This window comes from Bradyrhizobium sp. CCGB12, from assembly GCF_024199845.1.
GTDB lineage: Bacteria > Pseudomonadota > Alphaproteobacteria > Rhizobiales > Xanthobacteraceae > Bradyrhizobium.
Window position 1 is genome coordinate 245,063 of record NZ_JANADO010000002.1, and the last position, 23,579, is coordinate 268,641.

General features: G+C 58.4%; 27 protein-coding genes and 3 pseudogenes. 11 read left to right on the forward strand and 19 right to left on the reverse strand.

What is annotated here, in order from left to right; genetic code table 11:
- Positions 1-1,123 precede the first annotated feature (1,123 nt).
- The 3 genes and pseudogenes from NLM27_RS42430 to NLM27_RS42440 all read right to left on the reverse strand — a co-directional run bounded on the left by NLM27_RS42430 (position 1,124) and on the right by NLM27_RS42440 (position 3,535).
- A pseudogene (locus tag NLM27_RS42430) lies at positions 1,124-2,021 on the reverse strand (SDR family oxidoreductase).
- Between the two features lie 43 nt (positions 2,022-2,064).
- Positions 2,065-2,805: an SDR family oxidoreductase gene (locus NLM27_RS42435; protein ID WP_254149271.1), complete on the reverse strand. Its 741-nt coding sequence runs from the start codon at positions 2,803-2,805 to the stop codon at positions 2,065-2,067.
- Between the two features lie 313 nt (positions 2,806-3,118).
- Positions 3,119-3,535, reverse strand: coding sequence for a hypothetical protein (locus NLM27_RS42440; protein ID WP_254149272.1), 417 nt, complete (start codon positions 3,533-3,535; stop codon positions 3,119-3,121).
- A gap of 95 nt (positions 3,536-3,630) precedes the next feature.
- On the opposite strand from NLM27_RS42440, the gene NLM27_RS42445 reads away from it, so the two are divergent.
- Complete coding sequence (locus tag NLM27_RS42445) at positions 3,631-3,933, forward strand: hypothetical protein (protein ID WP_254149273.1); 303 nt, start codon at positions 3,631-3,633, stop codon at positions 3,931-3,933.
- Positions 3,934-4,083: 150 nt separating this feature from the next.
- Entirely contained in the window at positions 4,084-5,040 is a 957-nt protein-coding gene (locus NLM27_RS42450) for an NADP-dependent oxidoreductase (protein WP_254149433.1), read from the forward strand.
- 1,387 nt (positions 5,041-6,427) lie between these two features.
- Here the strand turns inward: NLM27_RS42450 and NLM27_RS42455 are convergent.
- Positions 6,428-7,084: a response regulator gene (locus NLM27_RS42455; RefSeq protein ID WP_254149274.1), complete on the reverse strand. Its 657-nt coding sequence runs from the start codon at positions 7,082-7,084 to the stop codon at positions 6,428-6,430.
- A gap of 337 nt (positions 7,085-7,421) precedes the next feature.
- On the opposite strand from NLM27_RS42455, the gene NLM27_RS42460 reads away from it, so the two are divergent.
- The 3 genes from NLM27_RS42460 to NLM27_RS42470 are packed head-to-tail and all read left to right on the forward strand — an operon-like array spanning position 7,422 to position 8,587.
- Entirely contained in the window at positions 7,422-7,883 is a 462-nt protein-coding gene (locus NLM27_RS42460) for a hypothetical protein (protein ID WP_254149275.1), read from the forward strand.
- A 48-nt stretch (positions 7,884-7,931) separates the two neighbouring features.
- Positions 7,932-8,315 (forward strand): hypothetical protein, encoded by a 384-nt coding sequence (locus NLM27_RS43925; RefSeq protein ID WP_254149276.1) that lies wholly within the window; start codon positions 7,932-7,934, stop codon positions 8,313-8,315.
- 38 nt (positions 8,316-8,353) lie between these two features.
- The gene (locus NLM27_RS42470; RefSeq protein ID WP_254149277.1) at positions 8,354-8,587 is read left to right on the forward strand and encodes a hypothetical protein; all 234 of its coding nucleotides are present in this window, start codon (positions 8,354-8,356) and stop codon (positions 8,585-8,587) included.
- Between the two features lie 971 nt (positions 8,588-9,558).
- On the opposite strand, the pseudogene NLM27_RS42475 reads toward NLM27_RS42470, so the two are convergent.
- The 3 genes and pseudogenes from NLM27_RS42475 to NLM27_RS42485 form a co-directional block, all read right to left on the reverse strand.
- Positions 9,559-10,659 (reverse strand): annotated as a pseudogene (locus NLM27_RS42475) (TAXI family TRAP transporter solute-binding subunit); the annotation flags it as partial.
- 357 nt (positions 10,660-11,016) lie between these two features.
- Positions 11,017-11,727 carry a DUF2182 domain-containing protein gene (locus NLM27_RS42480; RefSeq protein ID WP_254149434.1) on the reverse strand — a complete coding sequence of 237 codons (711 nt, stop codon included), beginning with the start codon at positions 11,725-11,727 and terminating at the stop codon, positions 11,017-11,019.
- A 43-nt stretch (positions 11,728-11,770) separates the two neighbouring features.
- Positions 11,771-12,472, reverse strand: a complete 702-nt coding sequence (locus NLM27_RS42485) for a DUF1326 domain-containing protein (protein ID WP_254149278.1) — start codon at positions 12,470-12,472, stop codon at positions 11,771-11,773.
- A gap of 395 nt (positions 12,473-12,867) precedes the next feature.
- Here NLM27_RS42485 and NLM27_RS42490 point away from each other — a divergent pair, with 395 nt between their 5' ends.
- The gene (locus tag NLM27_RS42490) at positions 12,868-13,041 is read left to right on the forward strand and encodes a hypothetical protein (RefSeq protein ID WP_254149279.1); all 174 of its coding nucleotides are present in this window, start codon (positions 12,868-12,870) and stop codon (positions 13,039-13,041) included.
- Between the two features lie 574 nt (positions 13,042-13,615).
- Positions 13,616-14,032 (forward strand): hypothetical protein, encoded by a 417-nt coding sequence (locus tag NLM27_RS42495; RefSeq protein WP_254149280.1) that lies wholly within the window; start codon positions 13,616-13,618, stop codon positions 14,030-14,032.
- A 383-nt stretch (positions 14,033-14,415) separates the two neighbouring features.
- Here NLM27_RS42495 and NLM27_RS42500 read toward each other — a convergent pair whose 3' ends face one another.
- The 3 genes and pseudogenes from NLM27_RS42500 to NLM27_RS44290 form a co-directional block, all read right to left on the reverse strand.
- Positions 14,416-14,604 carry a hypothetical protein gene (locus NLM27_RS42500; RefSeq protein ID WP_254149281.1) on the reverse strand — a complete coding sequence of 63 codons (189 nt, stop codon included), beginning with the start codon at positions 14,602-14,604 and terminating at the stop codon, positions 14,416-14,418.
- Complete coding sequence (locus NLM27_RS42505; RefSeq protein ID WP_254149282.1) at positions 14,594-14,806, reverse strand: hypothetical protein; 213 nt, start codon at positions 14,804-14,806, stop codon at positions 14,594-14,596. The genes NLM27_RS42500 and NLM27_RS42505 overlap by 11 nt, the downstream gene beginning before the upstream one ends.
- Positions 14,803-14,946: pseudogene (locus tag NLM27_RS44290) on the reverse strand (DNA ligase); the annotation flags it as partial. The gene NLM27_RS42505 and the pseudogene NLM27_RS44290, both read right to left, overlap by 4 nt.
- 350 nt (positions 14,947-15,296) lie before the next feature.
- Between NLM27_RS44290 and NLM27_RS42515 the strand changes: the two are divergent.
- Positions 15,297-15,641, forward strand: a complete 345-nt coding sequence (locus NLM27_RS42515) for a response regulator (RefSeq protein ID WP_254149283.1) — start codon at positions 15,297-15,299, stop codon at positions 15,639-15,641.
- Positions 15,642-16,008: 367 nt separating this feature from the next.
- Here NLM27_RS42515 and NLM27_RS42520 read toward each other — a convergent pair whose 3' ends face one another.
- From NLM27_RS42520 to NLM27_RS42555, 7 genes are all read right to left on the reverse strand, one after another.
- A complete protein-coding gene (locus NLM27_RS42520) occupies positions 16,009-16,158 on the reverse strand; it encodes a hypothetical protein (protein ID WP_254149284.1) in 150 nt (49 codons plus the stop codon).
- A 999-nt stretch (positions 16,159-17,157) separates the two neighbouring features.
- Positions 17,158-17,358, reverse strand: a complete 201-nt coding sequence (locus NLM27_RS42525) for a hypothetical protein (RefSeq protein WP_254149285.1) — start codon at positions 17,356-17,358, stop codon at positions 17,158-17,160.
- A gap of 541 nt (positions 17,359-17,899) precedes the next feature.
- Positions 17,900-18,109 (reverse strand): hypothetical protein, encoded by a 210-nt coding sequence (locus tag NLM27_RS42530; protein ID WP_254149286.1) that lies wholly within the window; start codon positions 18,107-18,109, stop codon positions 17,900-17,902.
- Positions 18,110-18,150: 41 nt separating this feature from the next.
- Entirely contained in the window at positions 18,151-18,348 is a 198-nt protein-coding gene (locus NLM27_RS42535) for a hypothetical protein (RefSeq protein ID WP_254149287.1), read from the reverse strand.
- A 766-nt stretch (positions 18,349-19,114) separates the two neighbouring features.
- Complete coding sequence (locus NLM27_RS42540; RefSeq protein WP_254149288.1) at positions 19,115-19,306, reverse strand: hypothetical protein; 192 nt, start codon at positions 19,304-19,306, stop codon at positions 19,115-19,117.
- A gap of 214 nt (positions 19,307-19,520) precedes the next feature.
- A complete protein-coding gene (locus NLM27_RS42550; protein WP_254149289.1) occupies positions 19,521-19,856 on the reverse strand; it encodes a tyrosine-type recombinase/integrase in 336 nt (111 codons plus the stop codon).
- 570 nt (positions 19,857-20,426) lie between these two features.
- On the reverse strand, positions 20,427-20,669 hold the full coding sequence (locus tag NLM27_RS42555) for a helix-turn-helix transcriptional regulator (protein ID WP_309144817.1): 243 nt from the start codon (positions 20,667-20,669) through the stop codon (positions 20,427-20,429).
- A 121-nt stretch (positions 20,670-20,790) separates the two neighbouring features.
- Here NLM27_RS42555 and NLM27_RS42560 point away from each other — a divergent pair, with 121 nt between their 5' ends.
- Both NLM27_RS42560 and NLM27_RS42565 read left to right on the forward strand, forming a co-directional pair.
- Entirely contained in the window at positions 20,791-21,033 is a 243-nt protein-coding gene (locus NLM27_RS42560) for a hypothetical protein (protein WP_254149290.1), read from the forward strand.
- Between the two features lie 133 nt (positions 21,034-21,166).
- Positions 21,167-21,412, forward strand: a complete 246-nt coding sequence (locus NLM27_RS42565; RefSeq protein WP_254149291.1) for a hypothetical protein — start codon at positions 21,167-21,169, stop codon at positions 21,410-21,412.
- On the opposite strand, the gene NLM27_RS42570 is transcribed toward NLM27_RS42565, so the two are convergent.
- Positions 21,409-21,645, reverse strand: a complete 237-nt coding sequence (locus NLM27_RS42570) for a hypothetical protein (RefSeq protein WP_254149292.1) — start codon at positions 21,643-21,645, stop codon at positions 21,409-21,411. The two genes, NLM27_RS42565 and NLM27_RS42570, sit on opposite strands and share 4 nt — an antisense overlap.
- A 32-nt stretch (positions 21,646-21,677) precedes the next feature.
- Positions 21,678-21,938 (reverse strand): hypothetical protein, encoded by a 261-nt coding sequence (locus NLM27_RS42575; protein ID WP_254149293.1) that lies wholly within the window; start codon positions 21,936-21,938, stop codon positions 21,678-21,680.
- 858 nt (positions 21,939-22,796) lie between these two features.
- Here NLM27_RS42575 and NLM27_RS42580 point away from each other — a divergent pair.
- Entirely contained in the window at positions 22,797-23,162 is a 366-nt protein-coding gene (locus tag NLM27_RS42580; RefSeq protein WP_254149294.1) for a hypothetical protein, read from the forward strand.
- Positions 23,163-23,579: the final 417 nt, after the last annotated feature.

Below are 23,579 nucleotides of genomic sequence, written 5' to 3' on the forward strand. Positions count from 1 at the left end.
ACTGGCAACGCTAGGTCAATACTTAGTTCGAGGTCGTCGCACTCAACGTCGGAATATGAGGTCTCTGAGGTTGCGTTCCATAATACTGCGTCCGAAAGAAGAATTCACCACGCCGAGCGAAAGCGCGGCAAGGGGCGGAAATGGCTTTTGCTCAGGCACAGACAGACTCCCAGCGCCAACCTGCTCCGCAAACGGTTGTCACACATTAAGCAGGACCGTGACGCCTGACGCAGTCGGGTAACAGGCTGTGTCAGTCGCTTTCGACTGACCTCTCAGTCAGCCCGCGCCCAGGTTCGTTTGCGGCATCTCTCCAGCAACGTCGGATACATTTCCGGCAGCATTTACCCAGCCAATTGGCCCATGTTCTCAGCCTCGCCGACTCTTTCACTCCCAGCGCACTGCCTAGCTCGCTGGGTTCTTTAACTTGCGCTAGCTCTTCGATGGCCACTGCGGTAGGCCGCGTCGACCCGACACCACGCCCGATCGCCATCTACAGCCGCTCGCCATGTTGAATGCACGATGTCGGCGGAAAGGACTGTTGCTGTGAGGGGGCACGAGCGCGGGAACACGATTGTCGGTCGGGTGCGGTTCTCGACGTCTTTTCGGCCGCGCACGATCAGCGCGGCCCATGGCTGTCTGCCGCTAGTGATCTTCATCGCGATCAGAGTAGCGGCGGCTCGCTCAAAGCAAACGGAAAAGCCTCGCTCGAAGAAAATCCGCATCGTCGGAAGGTGTTCGCCACGGATTGCTGAGGTCAGGAGGCGCAACTCAGCCACTAGCTTGTCCACTCAGGGCGATCATCGCGTGAGAATAGTGGCGGGTCGGCACGCGAGCCAACCGCTGGGGCTTGCAGGCCGGAATAGAGAGAGCCCAAAAAAACTGGCGCTGCCAGACGGAGTTGAACTCAGATAGTTTTTCAGTCCGGCGATCTTTTTTGTGTGGCACTCCCGAGGAACGCTACAGCAAGGATCACTACGTCTGATGGTTGATATCCATGTCGGAGATGCCGTTGCTAAAGCAATCTAAGCGTACCGAAGGCATGGTCCAACGTATGGACCATGGGATTGCATGGCTAGCCCGCTCTGCTGGTGCTACTATTAGGAATGTTGCCACGCGCTGCGCGTCAGACCAGGGCTCTTGGCTTCAAGAGATCGCCGAGCCCGACTCGATGCAGCATCTCCGCACGGACACGGTCGAGCACGGCGAAGCCGACGTCGGTACCATCCTGGGTGGGATCGATGAGGACGCGGAACGGCCGCTTCCCGAATGGCATGCCAACCACATTTACCACTGCCTCGGCTACAAGGCCCGCGTCGGCGTCCGGCGGCACGATCGCCGCAAAGGCCTTCTGCACCTGCTCGGTAAAACCCTGATACGGACGCTTTTCGTATTCCGCGGCTCGTGCCGCGTCGGCCGGACGACCCGAATGAATGAAGTGATTGGTGCCTGAGGTGAAGGCGCCTGGCACGATGATCGAGGTCTCGATACCCCAGCGCGTCAGTTCGCGGGCATATTGTACGGCTATCGAATCCATGGCCGCCTTCGCCGCAAAATACGGCGCGAGATAAGGCGGCGTGCCCCCGGCGGAACTGGAGGAGGAAATCCAGACCAGCAGGCCCTGCATTTGACGACGCATATGCGGCAGCACGGCGCGATTAACACGCTGTGTGCTCAGCACGTTGACGTCATAGAGCTCAGCATATTGCTCCGGCGTAAAAGCTTCTGCCGGGCCAAACACCATGTGGCCGGCATTGTGGACCAGAACGTCGATACCCCGCCTCCGCAAGCACCTGCGCGACTGCCGCGTCCACCGAGCCCTGCGACTGCACGTCGAGTTCGAGTGCACGCAGCTCAACGCGATGCTCGTGCGAGAAGGCCGCGATCTGCTTCACAACGGCTGCATTTCGGGATTTCATCTGGCGCATGGAGCCGTACACCTTGTGACCCGCCTCTGCGAGTGCCTCGGCCATGAGGCGATCGAAGCCGCTGGACGCGCCCGTGATCAGAACAACCTTGCTCATCGGATACCTCTTTTGACTGCTGTTTACTGGTTCGGAAGCAAGATCAGATGATCCCGCCGTTGGCACGGAGCACCTGGCCGTTGATCCAGCCGCCGTCTGGCCCGGCGAGAAATGCAACCGCAGCCGCGACATCCGCGGGCTCGCCGAGCCGCTCCAGCGGCGCGAGATTTGCGAGATGATCGATCACGTCCTTCGGCTTGCCGTCGAGAAACAGCTTTGTTGCGGTCGGTCCCGGCGCAACCGCGTTGACGGTGATATTGCGGCCGCGCAACTCTTTCGACAGAACTTGTGTCATCGCCTCGACCGCCGCCTTGGTGGCGGCATAGATACCGTAGGTCGGATGCAAGAGACCCGTTTGGCTGGAGGACAGGTTGACGATGCGGCCACCATTTCGCAGCCGGCGTGTCGCCTCGCGTAAGGTGTTGAAGGTACCCTTCAGATTGATGGCTATCTGGCTATCGAAGAGCGAGTCATCGGCTTCGGAGATCGCCGCCAGCTGCATCACACCGGCGTTGTTGACCAGCACGTCCACGCCGCCGAACGCCTCTTCCGCGGCATTGAACATGCTCGCCACGGCGCTTGCGTTGCTGACGTCTGCCTGCGCAGTGATAGCCCGACCGCCGGCCTGGGAGATCTTGCCGGCCAGCGCTTCCGCCTCGGCAGCACTGCCGGCATAGTTGATGACGACCGCAAAGCCATCACGCCCGAGCCGTTCAGCGATTGCGGCACCAATGCCGCGCGACGCACCCGTGACAATTGCGATTTTTCCACTTGCATTGGACATTTACCTTCTCCATGCCTCCGATCATCTTCCCTCTCTCTTATGGGATCAGGAACAATCTCGCGATCAAGCGATGAACAATCATCAACTGTTGGTCGCTCCGTTTCCTCCTCGATCCACCTGGCGCGACACCGAAAGAAATGGGGGAAGCGTTCGCGTGCGAGCACCGCTCTATGGCATTTGGCGGTGGCCATTGTGGCAGCTAATTCAACTCCTCCCTGAAGCAAGATCACGCAGTGCAAAGTCACGCATCGGACGCCGGCGGAGGCGCGCGATCTGCAGCTATCGCTCGCGAGCACGGTTCGCCGACGGGCCTCTAACTACTCGTGTATGGAGGCTGACGCGCATGCGCGGCGCAGATCTGGTTACGGTAACGCTGCGCAAGCACTAGGATAATTGCCAGAGTGACTATGTTTACGAGCTGTGTAACCATGAACACCACATCGCCGATAGTGATCGAATGACCGAGAAACAGAGCTGACGAAAGCACCCATATTAGGTAAGCGTGCTCGCTAAATTGCGGCGGAGCATTGTTCACTCCAGAGGAGCCAAATCTGAGGACGTAGGCGCCGTTGACGAGCCCGGTGCCAATATAACCGATGAAGGAGTTCAAGTTTTCTAAATTAGCACGCATGCTCGACGACATATGAAAGCGTTCCTGCTCCAAAAACTCGCGAAAACGGCAGGATTGCGGCGCCTTTCGAGAAGGTTTTACTGATCGCTGCTGCTGCATATGCCGCACTAGGGAACTGCGAAAACCGCATTTGCTGATCTTCCTCCCGGGCTGTATAACTCAGCAGCTTCTTCCTCCTATTTGAAGAGGCTATCATGAAGGCATTGCATACGTGGCTTTCGCAACAGCACCACGGGTTGCACACTTTCCGCGAATTTCAGCAAAGGCTCTATGAGGCATGCCAGGACGAGCCTGACCAGCAGGGTCTGTGTCGTCTGCTGGGTACCGTCGTTGAGAACTATGTAGATGCCTTCGACGAAGAGCCTTTACCGGTCGCCGTCGCTGATCATGCCTATCAGCGTTTGCTCGATCTGGTGGCTGACATAGATTTCGGTGCAACCGCCGAGCAGCGCCTCGCCACTATCAACCGTGTGGCAGCCAGCGATTTGCTGCACTAAAGCGCGATGTGCAGAGCGCCCAAGAGGTCCAGGTCCGGTTGTGGCTCGTACTTGAATAACACCGGCCTATTGTGATGTCGGTCGTAGGAGGAAGCCAGAATGGCAAGTACCCTCATCGGCAATCCGTCACAAGGCGCTGGTCCCAACTCCATGTTGGCATGGCGAGTACACGAATTTGGAGCGCCGCAAGTGATGATATTTGAACGCCTCCCAAGGCCAGATCCTGGTCAGGGCGACGTTCTTATCCATGTTCACGCCGCGGGCGTCGGTCCTTGGGACGGCTGGATCAGGGCCGGCAAGAGCGCGTTGCCGCAGCCTCTTCCTCTCACACTCGGCTCCGATCTGTCTGGAACGGTCGCGGCTCTGGGATCGGGCATTTCCGATCTCGCGGTCGGAGATCAGGTGTTCGGAGTGACCAACACTCAGTTCCTTGGCGCTTACGCAGAATACGCTCTGGCCTCCGCTGCGATGCTCGCGATGAAACCAAGCTCGCTGAGCTATGCCGAAGCGGCCTCCGTACCCGTCGTTGCGGTCACGGCGTGGCAGGCTCTGTTCGAGCACGCTCGCCTCGAAGCCGGGCAGACGGTGGTCATTCATGGAGCTGCGGGAAACGTTGGAGCCTACGCGGTTCAGCTCGCTCGTCGCGCTCGCCTTCGTTCAATCGCGACGGCTGGGGCGAAGGACATCGAGTACGTGCGGTCCCTCGGTGCCGACAAAGTATTGGACTATCATACGCAACGCTTCGAGGAAGAGGTAAAAGCCGCTGACGCGGTACTGGATCTCGTCGGAGGCGAAACGCAAATGCGTTCTTTTCAGGTTCTTCGCCCGGGCGGCAAGTTGATCTCCGCAGTTTCCCAGCCCGATCAAGGCCGCGCAAAGCACTACGGAGTCACCGCAACCTTCTTCTTGGTGGAGGTGACCACCGAGCGGCTGCGCACAATCGCCGATCTCATTGACCTCGGCGAGCTGAAGACCTGCGTAGGTGTAGTCCTCCCTCTCACGGATGCGCGAGATGCGCACATGATGTTGGAGGGCCGACGATCACGCCCGAAAGGAAAGATCGTTCTCAACGTAGAGGTTGCGGACGAACCCACAGCGCCCGCTTGAATTCGGGCTAACGATAGCGTCGCGGCTACGAGGTGTGGAGAAGGCAGCCGGCTCCCACCCGAAAACGGGAAACACTTGGCCGAGGCGCTTGGCTTTATCATTGTGCCAGTCCTCCACGCTGGGTTTTGGCCCGTCGGACCCTGGCAGACGTGCAGCGCATCATCGCACTCGAGCGCCAACTGCAACCAGCGCGGGACGCGCCTCATTCGCTGTCGACGGACAGAAGTCCGGGTTTCGGCTTCAGCTCTTTTTAAACTCCGAAGACTCTTCGAACAGAACAAGCGCGACTTCCGCATGAGATTGCTAAAGTGGTAATGTGCGATGCGCTAAACGACCGGTTCGACGCGAGATCACCTTGGCCCAGTCGCCTCGACATCAGCGGCGAACTGCTTGTTGACCATTTTAGTCGCCATCGAGGGAAAAGCGGACGTCGCACGCAATCCGCGGGCGGTCTTACTGCGCTAGAAACCTAGAGGCGACAATCAGCGCGACCGTGCTCGCGAAAATCAGCAGTGGCACGAAGACTTTTCGGGTCACTGGCTTGTCAAATAGCGCGCAGCCGATTGACCGAGTTGGGGTTTAGGCGGTCTCTGGAGCCGCACGAGTTTGCCTTCTCTCGTGTCCAAGCTTTTGGTTCCGGCGCTGCGCCTACGCCACGCAGCTCGCTGTAACAAGCGCTGTAGACCTCGCGAACGGCTAGCGCCGTGGACTCCGCCTCGTTCATTGTCTAGAGCCGAGTTCGATAGTTAGTCAGAAAGCTTTGGGCGCTGGACGGCAGGTCATCGAAGCCACCGAGCTTGGCCACAGGTGGCAAATCCGAATCCGCCTCAGCCTTCCTCGACACCATCCGCGCGGCCGGAAGGGCGATTGTAATGTCGGCGCGAGCGAGTTCAAATGCGAACCTTGCCAACTAGTCCCTGCTGATGACCTAAATTGAGTCGTACACGCTTTGCGGCGGCGCCGTACGAGCAGTGAGCATGGTAACTACTCTTGCAGAGCGTCCTTTCACGGCTGCGGATTATCCGCTCCTCTGCACCCCGCGGGCAAGTAGTTAGAACTGCATAGAGTTCAGCTGAGTGCTTAAGGGTCGTCACGAAAAATACTACGCTTTCCCACCACTGTTAGCCGCAGCGTTCTTCGGCGAAATTGCTAACCTAGCGCAAACCAGGCCAACACGGCGAATACCGGGACGAGCGCCACGCTGAAAAGCACCAAGGGTGACGGCTCATTGCCGGTGCGGTCATCTCTCATGTGGGCTCCTTAAGAAGGCCCGCAGCTGCGCCACGGGATTTGAGTGCCGACAACCCTAGGGGCGGGCATTGCCAGCCTCGAAATGATTGATGTCCGTCAGGTCGACTTCGTTCCTAATAGCTTTTTGGATCACCGATCAGGGGTTGGTTAGTGAACGGATAGACTCTAGAAGCTGCTCAAGGCGGTATGGCTTGTGAAGCATGATGCTGCCTGAAACGGGGCGTGGAGCCGCGTGTGTGTACCCCGTGGCGTAGATGACGGGGATCGCCGGATGACTGGTCCTGCATCTAATAGCGACATCCCACCCCGTCAGCGGGCCTAGCAACATCACGTCCGTAAAGATCAGGTCCAGGGCAGCTTCAGAGCAAAGCTGCAATGCTTGTTCTCCGGTATCGGCTTGCAAAACTTCGTGTCCATGGCTCTCCAGTATGTCCACGATCACATCGCGAATTAAGTCTTCGTCTTCGACAACTAGAATACGCAAGTCATTCTCCCGGTGGCTCAAGTCGTTCAGCGACAGAAGCAACGAGTTTTGCGAAATTCTCCGGCTTGATGAACAGGCTTGATGAACACGGGTACACTCGCAAACCTGAGTGGGATGAAAGTGGTGTCGTAGCCGGTCAGAAGCGCGACCGGCACGCCGTTGGCGGATAAAACGGTCGAGCAAAGGGAGGACCAACTCGCCGCCAAGATTGATATCCAGCACCGCGCCGTCCACCTCTTGAAAGCCGGTCTTCGGGAATTGCGCAAACAAGACCAAAGGGACCGACGACGCCAAACCCTGCGGCTTCAACCACCTTCGCGCAATCATTTGCCTCGATATATTCGTCTTCCAGCACCAAGATCCTCTTCATCGAGCACCTGCCTAGCACAACTAACTGATACGGCAGAGCTAAGTGCCTAAAGAACATGATGTCCGCCGCGAAAACCTTAGCTAGCCGAATGCCGCCGTGAGATCGGAGGGCAGGCATATCGCTGCCGCCGGGCGGTTTGACGTTCGAAATTACATTGAACTTGCGCCGTCCGTCTTTAGAGGAACCATGCGTATGTAAATGGCATTGATTCTGGGGGTAGGCTGACTGCCCGCCGCTGGCATCCGGGCTATCGGCGGGAATTTTATGAGTTGCGTAGTGACAAAGCGTACCAAGGCGTTGATGCCGGGGTTGATTAAACCTCAGCTGGCGACCCTGAAGGACAGTGCTCCTTTAAGTGCTCAGTGGATTCGCGAAATCAAATACCACGCCTACCGGGTTCAAGTGCATGTAGACCGCGGTGCTGCTAAAATCTTCACTCGCAATGGGCACGATTGGATCCACCGCTTTTCGTACATCGCCGGCTCCTTCAGGCTGCCCAGCCGGACGATCTTCGACAGTGAGGTTGTCGTGGTTCATGAGGGCCGAACCAACTTCTCGGAGCTGCAAGCAGATCTTGCGACGGGCCGTCAGGACCGAATGCTGTTCTGTGCATTCGACATCCTCCACCACAACGGAGAGGACCTCCGCGGCAAACCCCAGCTATACCGCAAAGAACGTTTGAAAGAGCTGATCGATATGCTACCCGCCGATCCTCTACAGCGAGCACCACGATGGTGATGGCCAGGCGATGTTCGAGGCGGCCGCGAGACTCAACTACGAGGCATCGTGTCGAAGCGGGCGGATGCTCCATACCGCTCGGACCGAAATGAAGCCTGGCTCAAGATCAAAGCCGTCCAGCGCGGTAAATTTCCGGTGGTGGGATTCATCAAGGACCCCACGGGTGTGGCGGCTCTCTATCTTAGGAAACAGGAAGGGAAAGACCTCGTCTACATGGGCAAGGTCGGCACCGGTAGGAGCCCGACCACCTCGAGCCAGATCCGCAAAGCGCTCGACACCGTGGTCAGCCCGAAGCAGAAGCTGATCAAGGCCATCAGAAAGCCAAAGGCCACCTGGGTTGAACCCCAGTTCTTTGCCGACGTCGAGTACCGGGACATCACCTCCGAAGGCCTTCTGCGCGCGAGCTCGTTCAAGGGGCTGACCCGCAAATAGGAACAGAGGCCGCCGAATGACGTTTCTGTGTCATGTACATGGGTAGCCTCATTGAGGACTCGTTCAACATCGCCTGGGGCTTCCTGGCGAGGTCTGGCGAGCTACGAGAGGCCGAGGCGTCCACAAATTTTCTCGTTCGGTTCATCGAGGACCAGATTCGCTCCGGCGAGCGTCGACCCATGATGATCGGTAACCGAGCGATTGCTGCCTATCGCGCGAGAGCCTTCCCGACCGCAACGGTTCTGGAGGGGCGTGTCGTCTGGATTGCCTGATACGGCCACTGCCGCGCGTACGAGTAAGCGGCACGGCCGGAGGCGCGTGGTATGCTCGCGATCTTTGGAGCGAGGCCCGCGCGCACTTAATTCGAGGGCTGCCTTGTAAAACGACGGTCTGTGGTGCGAGCGTAGCTATCGGCCCCCTTCCGCGTTGTTTACGGTCACGGCGCATCCGGTGCGCTCCAACCTCATTTTCATCACCGATAGATATCAAGCACCGTTCGGTGAGGCTGGGACCCCGCTTCCAGATGGTTCCACATCTTTTGATACCGTCCGATCACTTCTGACCGCCCGAAAACAACGTCGCACAATGCGCGTCCGGTCGCGGAGGCGTTCGCTCCCGTCAAGGTGGCCCTAGCGCTATCGAAAGGATCGTGAGGAGACCAATAGCGGCTATTGCCCAAGCCAATAGATGCATCATCCACGTAGGTCGATGACTGGCCATTGCTTGCTCCACCGGTGCAGCTCAACGTAGGCAACTACTCGGTTTGGAGGCTGTTTGATCTAAATCAACGGTCCGTGTGTCCCGATAAACCCGGTCCTCCGTCCACTCCCTTCAAGATAGCGAACGATGGATCACGGGCGTTGAATCGAAACTGCTCCGCACTGTGCAAGCCGAACTCAGGAGTAGGCTTCCGTTATCTGAGGACGGGCTCGGTCGGAGCGAAGCGCCGAAACGGATCATCGGATGTTGAGAGTCCTTGTTTGGCGCCGTCGGGCGGAGTGGCGCCGGGGAATGGGTTCCGCCAGGCTTCCTCGCGCGTGCGATTGCAGGAATCCGGAGGGCTGCATTCGCTCACCGAGCCTTGCCCCGTCAAGCTACGTAGTGCTCGTCTTGGGTGCCATCGACGGGGCGGGTGGCGTGGAGGTGCAGCTTGCATTGCCGAGTGGAAGGTGCGGCCCCGGTCTCGAACCGAGCCCACTTGGGAGTCCATCCGTGCCTGCGCATTTCTCCCCTGTTCCCTAGTCTTAAATTGCCGGAATAATGCTTCCTTATCGGCCTCCGACTGGATATTGGCGACGGCCGGGTTCTCTTGCAGGAATGCCTCAAAGTGTTGTCGCTTTACCGGTTCGACGCCGTGTTGGTCGAGCCATTGCTGCGCGAGCGGCAGGCGATTCCAGCCGGCGAGTGGTGCCGTCAGGGAGACCTCCTTCCACTTGGGATGAAACGGCAGGTTCTGCAAATCGGCGAATTTCGAGAAGAAGGCGTCAACGAACAGGGCGAGTTTGCGACTGCGTTCTGTGTTGGGTGCCCAATTATACGCCGCAAGCACCGCCGGCACCGCGATCGTTTCCACCGTTTCCCCCTCCGGAATCAGGTTCGGATAGTCTTTCGAGGTCAACGTCGTTGGCAGATAATCGCTCTGCAGGGGCTTCGAATAGTCGACCGCAGCAAGATGAAAGGCGCCGTCATTCTTGAAGGCAGTGACAGACAGGTACGGCTTGCCGCCCACCACTATGACGGCGTCGAGCTCGCCCTTCTTTAACTTTTCCATTGCGATCCGCTGCTCGATATAGACGAAGTTCGCTTTGATCCCGAGCCGCTCGAAAACTGTCAGTGCAGTCACAAACGTGCCGCCGTTGGGCAGGTCGACGCTCACCGTCTTGCCTTCGAGATCGCTCAGAGTCTTGACTGCCTTCGGTGCGATGACCTGCATCTCCTCATTGTAGAGCTTGGTCACATAGGTGAACTGCTTCTTGATGTTGTTGGCGAAGCCCTTCTTCTCGAGATAGTCGAGCGTGTCAGCGCGCACGATGCCGAGATCGACGCCTTTAAGGAACAGGATGTCGGCGACGCTCTGCACCGAACCTCGACCGGTGATCGGCAGGACGCGCAGCTTACCGTCGTCGTCGAGCACAGACGCGAGGTCTGCGCCGAACTGCACATAGGTGCCCCCGATCGTACCAGTAAGCAGCGTGACCGTGTTGGCGTTCATTGCCTTCTTTGTCGAGACCGAGCCAAATTGGAAGACTGCCTTCAGGCTGTCGCTGACCTTGGCAGGATCATACTCGTTCTGTCCGGCATGGGCCGCAAATCCGGCAGCCATCAAGATCATCGAGGCAAACATTCCAAGGAGCTGACGCACAACATCCTCCTGGCATGTGGGAACCTGCCACACGGTCACAACCTCTCGAATCGTTGATCGTTCCCAGGGCGCTCAGTGGAACACCGGAGACCGAACACTTCTGCTCCGGGTCAGAAGCGCGAATCCGTGGTTGCCAGATGGTTGGTCCGCTCTCTCTTTGAGAGCGGACATGCCTGGGCTTTCGCTGCATGTCGGCCCAGGGCCACGAGCTGACGTCAGGAGTGTAAACGCGGCGCTCGCAGACCCTCCCTCAGGATATGAACGACTTATTTCCGTCGGCAGCGACCACCTCGATCCGAAGTCTCCTCATGGGCTTCGTCGCCAGCACCTGGGACGTCTTCAGCTCGCGCCGACGCCGAACACGACGACTGCCGCCAGGCACAACAGCGCACCGACCGCACGGCTAAACCACTCCGCGCCCGGCGCCCATTTCTCTGCGATGACGTAGACGGCAATAACCGCGATCCAAAGCAGATTCATGACACCTGCGACGAACAGCAGCGCCATCAACACCCAGCAACAGCCGACGCAAAAGGCGCCATAGCGAAAGCCTCCACGCATCGCGATTGTAGCGCTCGATGGATTGAGCACCGCCCCCCATGGCGAACGGCACCGGACGAGACAGGCCTGCTTGAAAGGCGTGAACTGGAAGAACCCAGCAATTGCGAATACAAAGGCGCTCAAGAACGTGCTCGCGCTCACCATCATTGGCGTGACCAGCGTCGCCTTGAGCAGGGCCCAGTGCACGAGAGTCGCCGCGATGCTGAAGCCGCCCCAAGCAACAAGATACCCCGCGATAAATCCGGCGGCGTGCGCGGAGCCGCCGATGCGGGTGAGAACCAAAATTACTGGCATGACGGATGGCAGCATCATCGCCGCCATCATCACGGTCCACATCAGCAAGACGAGGCCGAGATCGGTCGCGTCCCAGTCCACCATCTGAGGCATGATCCACATGTCCATACCGACATCCATGTGGCGCATGCCCCAATCCATGTAGACAAGGTACGCCCACCCCCCTCCGATAAAGAGCCCGACCAGGACTCCCACCGGCAAGAGGCGCCAAACCTCCATTGAGATCAGGCGAGGACCTTCAGGCCGAGTAGAAGGCGAAAGGCGCATAGAATCCACTCTTGCCGCTGATCTCCCACTGGAGATCGAAGTCTCTGTACGCGGTATGCGTGGATTTCGCGGCCACGTATGGAAACGGTCTTCGCGGCAAGTTCTCGACACGGATCTCCTTGCCGTCCAGCCCCTCGATCGCAGTGATGTCGGCATCCCCGATTCCGGCGATTGCCATCTTCCAGTTCCGTCCTTGAACCTCGAACGTGATCGGCACAAATTTGACGCCGAGCACTTCGGCGACCGATCCGGCCTGCGCCGCAAATGCACCGCCCGGCTTGAAGGAGAAGATCGCGCTCAGCGCCTCGCGCTGCGCGGGGTTGGCCCGCTCGTCGATGTAGAACGCCCCTCGCCAATTGCCTTTCGCCATGTGGCTTGGCGAAAAGTTCATTCTCACCACGTTCAAGCCATCGAGCGTCACGTCGCCTTTCCGGCCGGATTCAACATGGTAGCCGAGAAGGACCGTACACAAACCGGTGGTCGGGGCATTTCCGACGACGCAAGGGCACATTGCCTCGCAATTGCAGGCTTCCATGTAGAGGCCCTTGACATTCCACGTGCCCTTCTCCTCCGCCGCTTGCGCAACCCGGACGGGGCGCAGTGCGCTGAGAACAGACGCAGCAGTTATTGAGCCAGCAATGTCGAGCAAACGGCGACGGGAGAATGGTGCCATCATAACCTCCCCGCGTATATTGATGAGCGTAGTAGACGCGCTGTCAGTATCAAACGTTGGAGTCACACTTGACCTAGGTGTGACTGAGCGCAACTGACGTGAGTATAGCCCTGTGGACGATCCTTAGGTAGCAGCTTTCCAAGCGACCGATTTGATGAAAAGGCAGATTCGGGCAGCGGCTCTGACATGCTTCTTTGTGTGTTGGCCTGCTGGGTCAAACGACGATGTGGGTCTGAAGACCGCTGAGGTCAAAAGCAGGCTTGAGCCATAGGCGCCGCTGCCCATGTCCACTATGGGTCTCACAAGCAGCGGTCGAGGCAAGCACGGCTGCGCATCCGGTCCACCGCCGCCGACATCGCAATAGCTAATGGCGTCCGGCGCGGCCATGCCTTGGAATGCCTCAGCTACAAGATTGCGAAAAAGCCGCCGCCGGTTTGGACGGCGACGACTTCTTCTTTACGCGCTCAGACGGCAGCGACTACCCGTCGCATCACATGAAGGAAACAGTTAGCGGGCGCTGCGACGCCATCAATTGGATGACGCTCCTGCTTGCGCAATTCATCGACTAGACGTTCGAGGTAGGGCGGCACAGGCGAGGCTTCGAGAGATAAGCTCTGTTGCAAGCTGTCACCCACTTCGTCACAGATCGACCGGGCAGTCTTATGGTCGATGTGGTCCGATATTCGATTGGTCAAATCCATATCGCGACCTTTCGATAGGCCCCATGATTAACTTAAGTTACAGGGATGCGAAAATGTTTCGCGCACCTTCGAAAAATCCGACCGTTCCATTTAATGGAACGAAGACACTATGCGTCAAACCGATTGGCATCGTCAGCGCTGATACCAACAACCCGCCGAGTTAGTGAACCTCTTGGGCGCGACTTTCAACACGTTCAGAATGTCCGTTCCGGGTCGATCGCCCCACTTTGACAGCGCGCCGCGAACTTCCACACTTTCCCGATCAGCGGACATTGTTAAATCAGGTGCGTCAGGCCCGAAAAGGGCCAAGAGGCGATGACTCGGCGTCACGCAAAAAAGTAAAGCCCCGCCAAGGAAGTGGTCGGCACCTCCGTGTACTTCCGGTTGAACCTTCGCGCGGTTCCGACGACCCACGCAATTGGGCTGGGAAACGGAGGTTTCCATGATCAGTTCCAATGGACGCCCGGTGCATCTTTATCGGTCGATCGTAGCGCGGGCGGTGGGATTGTGTGCGGTCACATTTTTCGGCATCAACACAGCCTATTCACATGACCTGATGCGACCAGAACTGAACGCTTGGTTCAAAAGTCTCAAGAATAAGGCAGGTGAGCCGTGCTGTGATGGTGGGGACGGCCAACATGCGGAGGCCGAGTGGGATATGGCAAAAAGTGGCTATAGAGTCCTTCTGAAGCATCCGCATAGGCCAAACGAACCCGGGCAATGGTTTGACGTGCCAAACTCTGTCGTGCTCAACCGGCAGAACCTCAGCGGCAGGGCGATGGTTTGGTGGTGGCCGTCCTACGACAATGGAAGAATGACTCCTATGTGGCGCTGCTTCATTCCCGGACCGGAGGGATGATCCTCCTTGGGAAAACAATAGCACCCGTAAGTCCGCTTCGGGTCTTGGCTGTGTGAAAACGCGAAGACGCTCAATCGCGATAGAAGAAGTTATTCGTCCAAGACCGTTTTAGTCGCTCAACGCAAGCGGATTCAACTTCGAGATCGAACTGAAAAATATCATTCTTTGTCAAGTCCAGGGTCAAAAGCAGCGGTCAGCCCATCAGTAGGGCGACGACCGGCTTCCCTCAGATAGCAGACATAGCAGTCGTGGTCGTGGTGTTCAGCTCAGGGCCAGAGGCTGCCTAACCCTTACCCTGGAGTTGTTCGACGGACATTCCCGCTCCTTTGACAAGGTTCACGTCCCGCTTGTTACTTTGGGTCAAAGCGGACTAACAGTTCGCTTCAGGGACTGCTTGCTCCTCTCAAGTGTCCTCTAGCGGCAGCTTCGCTGCCAGGTGGGGCCAGGTTGCGCTCGATGATGCCGCGGAGCTCGGGATCGACTTCGTCGATGATGGCGAAGTTCTCGAGCTGAAGGCGGAGCCCTTCCAGTTGATCTGGATCAAGCACACCGCGGTAGATTTCAATCGGCATCAGAGGGCGGTCTGGCGAGCTTGCGGTCAAGATCCTGCACGGCCTCAACCACCTCTTGGTCATCGAGCACGGCAAGCAAGGCATCGATCGTCACCTTTTCGTTGGGACAGCCTGGCTCTACGTGGCGAGCCAGGATGTTCTGCGCGCTCTGGATGGCGAGCAGCAGTTGCTTCTCTGGCCTAATCTGGCGCATGGCGCTCATCGGTCCTCCCGCAGGCCCTTGAAGAATGGACGGCGCAGACGGCCGTCGGCCGACTTCGCTCGGTACTCGATTTCGGCGAGGCTTCGGTTCAACCCAGATGGCCTTTGAGTGATGCGCTTGCTGTAGGGCTGGGTCTTCTTGAAGCGCTTCGTCCAGTTGCGGCGCGCGAAGACCGTGATGGCTGCATTGGGTAGCAGCCGCAAGAAGGTGGAAGGCCGCCTGAAAGGCCCGCGCTGAGCAGTGCGACCCGGGGCCGGTCAAACAAAGGCAACCAGCCGTGGTGAGCGGCTGGGTTTTTACGTAAGCGATCTGCGTTGGGCACAGCGTAAACGGTGTTGCAGCCTCCAATTGAGCTAAAGTCTCGCTCTTCGTTGTTTCGCACGACGTGCGCAGCGACCGTCGAAGTGCACGCATCCTGTGGCGAACTCTGGACATCGATTGCGCCGGAACGTCCGGAAACTATGAGCGTTTTTCTGAGAGAGGTATTGCCATGACTCATACTGTTCTGGTTGTAGATGATGATCCCAACGTCCTCGAGGTCATCGCAAGTATGCTTGAGGATCTGGGCTGCGAGGTGCTGACTGCAAGCAGTGGTGCGGAAGCTTTGGATATGCTTGTCGCGCAGAATGCGATTTCGATCCTGATCACCGACATCAATATGCCCGCCATGGACGGCCACGAACTGGCTGAGCGGGCAACGCGTCTTCGCCCAGAGCTGAAGATTCTACAGCTGTCCGGCCGAGAGCGAAGACGGGACGCCTATCCCATGATCAGGAAACCGTTCGACGAACAGGAATTGGCTCGCGTGATGCAGCAAACGACAGGGGCATGTTAGTGCTGGCAGCTAGCACGTGAGTGGCGGCCAGTGGCCTGAGCCCACATACAACCAGCACGCTTCACGGCCTCAGCCTCCAAGCGAAAGGAGCCTCGGGGACACCGGTTCCCCATTCAACCGCCACGATGCCTAGGAGCGGAAGCCATGCTGTCCGCACGATAGCAGGCCTCTCTCCATCGCGTCTCGGTCGGGCGATCCGGACTCATAACGACAGATCCTACCGCCATTTCAGGACTGGGCGAGTCGCCAGTGCGTCGAAACAACAGCTCCTTCAGCGGCCGCGGCTATCCAAGGATGACGGCATCGCTATCGATCACTTCTGCCGGTTCTTCAGAGCTGCCTCAGCAATCCAGGGATAACGTTTCGCTCAGTCGGTGCCGTTGCGAGACAACAGGCGCACACGCTCGTCCTCCCGGATGACCAGCATCCGGTAGCCGTCGTGTTTTACTTCATGGATCCAGTCAGGCCCTGAAGGGACTTGCTTGGCGGCGGTGGCGAGGCAGAGTTCGTACGCCATACTCATAGGCCGAACATAAGTTTTCCGCTTACTTTACAAGTCGGGAACAAGGGCATGACACCTCGGACTGGTCTCAATATAGGACGCTGCCGGTCTCGAAATAACTGTCCCGGCAGCGATTTATTCTCAAACTGAGTGCTGAAATCCCAGTTGGTTTCGACTGGGCAACAGCCAAGCCACAGGTTTGCGACAGGCGTCCGCCGGTTCACGCTGGCGGGGCCTTATGCCCTTTGGCGTGTCGCGCCGATCATGCGGACCCGCAGTGCCGGCCGCAGGCCCTGTCACTAGGTGACAGTTGTGGCCATTGCGTCAGGGTACAGCGGCCTAGTTTCAAAGTCGTAGTGGCCTAGTTTGGACCAGGCCGAGCGCCTACGAGCAGAGATGGAGCGGCTGGAACGCAAGCTCCGGGAGATCGACGTAAGTAGGCTTCCTTCTTGTCGGTGTGCGCTGGCGGGCCCTTCTTTATGACGCTCCTTGGCTGACCCGAAGGGTTGATTTGGGAAGGTGCCTGGTTCGTTTTAATGCTCACAAGGTGACATGATTTTTGATCGGTTCTAAAATGGTTCCAGCTTCGGAACGAGGCGGTGTTTTGGAGCCGGATCACGCGAGAGTTTCGCGCATATATAATCGATGGCGAGGGGCACATAACGCTCCGAATTGACCTTGACGCGCAGGACGAGACGGAGGCTAGGGAGCGAGCCAAATTGCTTGTAGACGGGCAGGCCGTGGAGCTTTGGGAAGGCGCAACCAGGCTCGATAGGTTTGAGCCCATCAGCAGGCACTGAGGTCGCCTCAGTTGCCACCTTTCCTTTGATATAGCTCAAACGGTATCGGCGTCTGCGGCATTCCATCCAGTCATGCCCGAACCCGACAAACAGAATGAGGGTAGGGCAGTCCAGCCGTCGCGCTTGGATGAGGCGCGGCGCCTGATTGAGGAATACGTCGCCGACCTCCGCGAGATCATCAGAAAGCTACGTCAGAAGATGAATTAAGGCCGCCTCAGCAGGCGGTCTGCGTCTTCAAAAGCCGAACGTAAGTCCCGCTCTCATGCAGATCGAGCCAGCCTTGCTGGACAGCGTACTTGATGCCGGCGAACTCGGAGCCGCTGCCCTTGAGGGTGTAGAGGAACGGCGCGTTGATCCTTTCGATATAGATGCGGCCGTCCTGGACGGGCTCGATGCGGGCGGCAAGTTGGACCAATGAGGCGCCGTAGTGACTTCTGAGCCGGAACCGTGCGCTCCCAGCTCTGCTTTTGTTTGAAGAAAAACACAGATTGTCACCCCCGGGACCCGCCGCCACCATAGGGCGAGCCGATCGGCTAGGGCAACTAATCTTTGGTCTTTTGCGCTCCAAAGACGGTGCTCTTACGGGCCACCAATTGTGAACCATTTCACACTTTTGCGCTGCAGATAGCTGCTATAGCAGCAGCCGCTGGAGGATTTTAGGGACCAGTAACAGGCGCCGCCGGGACACCGTATTTCGAGCCCAGCGGCGTATTTTTTGCGCAGCTAGTCAGGCTTCGAACGCCGATCGTTCTCCGATCTGGAATCAACAAAGTCTGGCGGCGGTGTCATTCGTGGACGTGGCTCAGGGGGCGCGTCGACCGAATCGTCCTCAGCCTTATCCGACTGCCTACGATTGATCACACGCCCGATCAGGCCGCTAATCACCAGCAATGTGCCCGCCGCAATGAGCCAGTGCGGCAGTTGCAACGATCCCATCGTGGTCTTGACCAAATCCACTATTTCTTCGCCTTCAACCCTAACTCCACCAGCCGCCGTATAGCTTCCGGCCGGCCGGGCATCTCAAGCTTGCGGCGCGGAAACATCTTGCCGAGGTAGTTGCCGGTCATTGCGCCCAAAAAGGCAAAAATCACTACAATGGCCCAAGACGGCACGCCTAGCGGTGCCGCGAACGGCGATTCCGACGCCACCGACGAAGAAGCCAGCAAGAACGCCGATTATAGCCCCGACGAGCCATCCCTTCACAGCGTCAACCCTTGGTCTTGCTCCGCAGCCCGATCTCTACCAGCCGTCGAATGGCCTCCGGCCGGCCAGGTAGGTCGTTCTGCTCGCGGCGCCAGTCATCTAACTCTTTCGCCATGTCTGGCTGGATACGAACCATAACCGGATCTCCGGTGACGGTGGGTCGCTTCTGTGGATTCGTGCGATCAACCATTGTCTTTTTCATGGAATCATGATACCACGAAAATGCGCCTCGTGAATGGTCTCGGGACGGGGTAGGGGAGAAATACCAATGACTAATCTTGGTGCCACCGCCACCGCCACCATCAAATCAATCCGTCCACGCCTTTTTGCGCGTACACCTATTATGCCGGCCTCCGAGCCGAGGGCTGCGAACCCGTAGTCTAACGGGGCGCGCTCTACATCAATTTGGAGTCTGGGGGTCTGCGAGCGAGGGTGGGTCGGTGGGCCGCGTTTCACGATCCGGACGGCAAGCTCCGGCTAGAGTATGCGCGCGCGATGTGGGCAAGCCGAGCGTCGGACGACGAGGTCATTGAGCTGGGCGCTCGTCAGTAAGGGTACTAGAAGGGCCCGCTCCAGCGCATGTTGGGGGGCTTTCACTGTTGATCCCGCGAGGCTGGCTGGCTCTGACCATCTCTACTTTTTGCCAGCTATACGATCCAACGCGTTGATCAGGCGCTTCATGAAATCATCGATCCAGCCGTCTCGATCCGCTTTAGGTTCGGGGCGCTTTTCGCATCGGCCGACGCGGGACGGCCGCTTCGTCTCGGTTTCCATATCTACCCCCATGGCTTACGTGTAGTACCACAAGCGTGCAACTTTTGAGTATATGACACGCTGGAGACCTGCATTGCGCCAACCGGCTGGCTCCTCCGTGCCGACATTGAGCGGGGGCGGCGGCTTAAGAGCCCGCGCCGCCGAGGCTCGATTCCGTCTATCTGTCCACCCTCTGAACATCGCCGGGCGCGAGCTTACTCGAACAGGCGCTGTTGCTTGTGGGTCAGCGCAATATTCAACACCTCCGCAGTCCAACCTTCCGGAACGGCTGCAAGGACCAACGTCAGCGCCTGGGTTGGCTTGGCTGCTGCAAGCCAAACCTGGGTCTCTGCGCTGTCCCCGGTTACTTGAACGACGGTGAATGAGTTGCCGAAAGACTCGCCCATGTTTCCACCCGGCGGCGACTCTGAATTGGAGGTAGCGTTTCAAACTGGCGGCTTAGGCCCGGCGACGAAGCACTCGCTTATATGCGAGCCGGTTTCACACTGGCGGGCCTTTCGCAGCAGGTGCTCGCGCTCGATACCGGGGGCGGTGTCTTTAGCAGCTTCGCGCAAACGTTGGGCCTCTTCAGCAAGGCGCTCTTCAAGGGTTCGGATTTGCTTAAGGCGGTGTCTGGGGGGACGCAGCGGAACCCCAAATTACTTCCCCGTCAGCGAAGCAGCGATCTTGCCGCCAATGGCCTCGACGCCACGGCGGGCAGCTTCGTCGGCCAAGTGGGCATCGCTGTGCGGTGCTCGGGTCGGCATGACCGAGTAGGGTGCCGATAACAGGCAGGCCCATCTGGTCGCCAATTCCGACGCTGGCAAAGCTATGTCGCAGGTCGTGGATCATCCTAACGCCTGTCACACCCGCCCGCTTGCAAATGGCTGTCCATGGGCGCTTCAGGTCTGCGCGCGGTTTCTCATTCTTGGTCCCGGCCGATTCACCCGCAATCACAAACGCGCCGAGTCTGGTCAGACCCTTAATGATGTCACGGCGGCAGTCGGCAGATAAATAGTCTTCTTGCCGGTTTTACTGTCGGGCAATCGCAACACGCCACGCTCCAGATCGATTTCACCCCAGCGCAGGTGCAGAATTTCTCGCAAACGCGCCCGTGAGCATCAGCAGTCGGACCGCGGCATGTGGGCCGCAGACGCCAGTTGCGACGCCTGCGGCCTACGCTGGCTACCGTTCCGCACGATCGGCGCCGGCAATGGATTGAAGCTCAACTGCCCCAGCATGGCAATCAAGAGGATGGATTTGTTATTTAGGACCGAAGGCGCTCAGGAGCCCGATCGCGATGGGTATCAGGGCGACGCAGGCCCATAAGGCTGGCGCGTCAGAGTTTAGACCGGCAATGAAGATCCCGATGCCAAAGCCGACGATAAACGCCGAGATCGCATAGGCAACTACTGTGTCCATCGGCCCGATCCACAAACAATAGGATCGATGCCTTAAGGACGCGTCGGGGCAACAAACGTTCCAGAGCGCCGAAGCGCCCCCAATGTAGGGGTGGGCAGCTAGACTCTAGGCCTTCGGTTTCGCGAGCCTCACGCCCGGTCCACCGTCGCTCGATGGGCCGTCGTTCAGAAAGATGACGCCTGCACTTTCGAACGCAGCACGGATATCGGCGACGGTCCTTGGCAACAGCTCCTCACCGCGCTCTAGCCTCGTGATCGTGTTGGTGGACACACCAGCGGCCTCAGCGACCTCGCGGACACCGAGATGGAGGGCAGCCCGGGCCATACGAGACTGAGAAGCGGAAATCATTTTGATCCCCAAAGGCCTTGTGTGGAACCGCTACACCGTAGCGAAAACGACTTGGCGTAGCAAAACACGGAATCTGGTTACGGTGTAGCGATTCCGCTACGGAGTCTTGGAGGGTTCTTTTATGTCTTCGGCGGCAATCAAGTACATCGACCATGATCATCACGCCCATCTTTCGCGCGTTAGGGCGGGACTCACATCTGAAAAGCGCGACGGAGATCCCTACACGCGCTTATACAACGACGGTGACGAGGAGCACTTGATGTGGATGGCCGATAAGCTTCTCAATGATGTTTGCGATCTTCACAAGGAATGCGCTGAGAATCTTGCCGCCTGCATAGAGCCCTGGGCGCAAGCGGCGGAGTGAACCAACCGGCGGCTAGTCATGGCTTGACACCCATCAATCCCACGCCGCCGAGGCGCCCCCGCAAGGGTGGGGCGCTTTGCTTGCTCAATTCGCCGGCCGGCGTTAACGCTGGCTGCTGCCTAGGGGGAATGCGGTGAGCAAGGCGCGCGAGTTTGTCGATTTCTGGACAGAGAACAGCATCCACGCTGTCGAGCAATATCGGACTGCTGGCGCGTCTCAGGATGTGGCGGAACTCAGCCGTCGTCTGATTGAGGCCGCCAAGGGGCAGGGTATCTCAGAAGCCGACTTGCAGGCCGAGATCGGCGAAATCCCCGACTACATTGAGGACCGGCTCAAGGCGGCGAACGACGCTGAGCGCGCACGGCGTAAGCCTTCTTAGGTTTTGTCCAACCTATGAACATCACCGGGCTTGAGCTTGAGTTCCTCGAACATCCGCTGCTGCTGGGGCGTCAGAACTACATTCAACATCTCCGCGGTCCATCCCTCAGGAACGGCGGCAAGGACCAGTGTTATCGCTTGGCTCGGTTTGGCGAGTGCGATCCAAATTTGCGTTGTTGTGTCGTCCGCCGTCACTTGAACAACGGTGAAGGTGTTACCGAACGATTCTGCCATTTCGTTCAATGCGACAGCTGGCGCTCGGGTTTCTAATCCGAGGCGCCTCGATGTCGCTTCGCCCGTTTTCCTACCTGCATATTCTCCAGCGCGATCGGCGGTTGCAACCCTGGGGACGTCAGCCATTCATTGATGTGCGAGGCCGTTTCGGCCTGGCGGGCTCGCCTGAGATATAGCTCGCGCTGGGCGCCGGGCGGCAACTGTGCTGCGGCCTCCTTGAGGCGCGCAGCCTCCTCGGCCAATCTCTCTTCAAATGTTTTCGTATGTTTGGTTCGGTTGCGACGCTTGATCATGCGCTGCACCTTTCCATTCGAGGAAGGCGGGAGCGCATAGTCGCGTTCTCATCACCGATGTCTGCCAAACTGCCGCGCGGTGACGGACTACAATAGATCGATGCCGGGATTGGTTGCTATATTGTGTGTTAACTCACTGATTTGTTTTGAGAACTACTCAAGTAGTGCTAACTACTCATTTTACTGGAAACACAACATTACCGCGACCCCCCGCGCCGCCGTGGCCCGCCCCTGAAAGAGGGGAGGGCGCCTACTTCCCGCCGTTCAGCGCAGCAGCGATCTTGCCCGAGGTTTTGGAACTGAAGGCTGCGCCTATAGGGTCAGCGATATGGTATAATGAGGTTAGGCGCTTGATTCGCCTCGGTGCGCTGGCCTCGGCCGGCGAGGTACGCAGAGCATTTAATTCTCAGGGGCACGCTCTTGCCCAATCCCGCCAACGACAACGTGCAGTCCCGCGGCCTCCGTCGCGCGGCTGCGGCGCGCTATCTCGGAATCTCCTCCAGCCATTCGACGTCCAATGTAAGGCCGGCAACATTCGGCGCCGAAACAATGCTCGGCGTTGTACTGTGGGACCGCCAGGATCTCGACCGACTGTTCGATGGTGTTTCAGTCGCGAATGATGATGACGACGGCTATCGAGACAAGGCATGCGGCAGCGAAAGCCTAAATTCGTAAACGAATACGATCGATAGGCATGGCAAGCCGCGCATATAGCTGCGACGACCGGGCAGGGCGCAAATAGCTTTACCCGCGCCTCTATACACACCGGAATTCTGGACGGCCTATCGTGAGGCCATGAGCACGGATGAGCCCCTGCTAGCGACGCGGCGCGTTAGGACCGGCAGCATAGCGGCGGCTGTGAACGGCTATTACGGCTCGACTGAATTCAAGGTGCTGGCCGAAACGACGAAAGCCACCTATCGCGGGGTTTTGGGCCGCTTTGTTGATAAGCACGGTGAAGGGCCGATAGCTGGCCTGGCCTTCAAGCGGCTTAAAGGTCTGATGGACTATGCAGTGTCGGCCGGCCTGCGAGCCGATAATCCCGTTGTCGTGGCCAAGAAAGTAAAGCTCAAAACAACGGGCCATCGGACGTGGACTGAGGAAGACATCACCAAGTTCCGAAAGCACCACCAGGTTGGCACGCCGCTACAGCTCGCCTTCGAGGTGCTGTTGCAGCCTGCGCCGTTCCGATGCCGTGCGCCTTGGCTGGCAGCACCTAACTGAGGACGGCCTCGTCATCAGCACAAAGAAGAGCCAAGGCCATGTTGAGTTGTGCATCCCAGTACATAGCGACCTTGCGCGCTATATTTCCGCTTGCCCTAAGGATGGCCCGGCCTTCATCGCAACCATGTACGGCCGCGCTCGCAGCGAGTAAGCGTTCTCCGCGTGGATTAGCGAGGCGGCATGCGACGCCGGTCTTCCCCAGAAGTCTTCGCCACATGGCGTGCGCAAGGCGGCGTGTCGTCGTTTGGTGAGGCTGGATGCAGCGCGCTCGAAATCATGTCCATTAGCGCCAGAAGCCTGTGAAGTGCTCTTGCACGATGTCGAACCATCATCCTGGCTCCGCGGCGAGGTAGGTCACTCGCTTTCGCCAACGGGGGGCGGGCATCGCCTCTCTCAGCATCCCGTCAAGGTTGACCG